This window comes from Synechococcus sp. H55.11 (genome assembly GCF_047462475.1).
Taxonomy (GTDB): domain Bacteria; phylum Cyanobacteriota; class Cyanobacteriia; order Thermostichales; family Thermostichaceae; genus Thermostichus.
In genome coordinates, this window is record NZ_JANSJI010000262.1 from 1 (window position 1) to 831 (window position 831).

The 831-nt window shown below is 56.2% G+C and carries 1 protein-coding gene; it reads left to right on the forward strand.

What is annotated here, in order from left to right; genetic code table 11:
• The coding region (locus NW853_RS10675; protein ID WP_414348998.1) for a hypothetical protein at positions 1 to 438 on the forward strand (438 nt) is incomplete at its 5' end.
• Between the last annotated feature and the right edge of the window lie 393 nt (positions 439 to 831).

The window sequence follows — 831 nt, forward strand, 5'->3', positions numbered from 1 at the left end:
TCAGGCCCTACCCCTGTTCCGACGCCGGTTCCTGTAGGGCCGTCGCCTTTGTTTACCCGGTTCTTACTGCCCAATCCAGCGCCGGGCAACACGCCTGTTACTCTCACTTTTGTGGTCGATAACCGAGTGGCTGGGGCCATTCCCTTGAGTGGTCTGAACTTCCAGGCGATCTTGCCTGAGGGAGTGGCTGTTGCCAATCCTTCCACACCTGCCGGCCTTGCTAATCCAAATACCTGCGGAGGAGTTGTGGGCGCCATACCGGGGACGAGGATCATCAGTCTTTCGGGGGGGGTCTTGGCAGCAGGTGCCACTTGCGAGGTCAATGTTTCTATTCAGGCAACAGCTGCTGGGATCTACACCTTGCCACTGCTATTTGTGTCGAACAATCAGACTCTACCCAGTGCAGCTCCTCCCATCAATCTGGTGGCTAATCCCTGATGACGACTTTGGCCCGGTCTGTGATATCCATTTTGGTACGTGAGGGTAGCACGAAATGAGCGCAAAGAAGATCAAGTTCAGAAGAAATTGGTTGCGGGCTTTAGGAAGTGTTGGGACTGTTTTCTTCACCACAGCCAGCTTGGTTGGCTGCCAGCAAGCCAAGGACAAGAACGCCACCAGCTTTGTCCCTGGGCCGATCATTCCCCCTCAGGCTCCTAGCGTGCCCACTGGCGGTACCGAGGTGGGCCTACCTCCCATAGCACCACCAGGGATCCCTTTGCCAGCTCCTACGATTGTCATCCAAACTCCCGTTGCAGCCCCAACCATTCCTCCAATCCCCTCTCCTATTCCTCTCCCCACCATCAAGGCAGAAACTCCGGCTCCTTCTAGTCC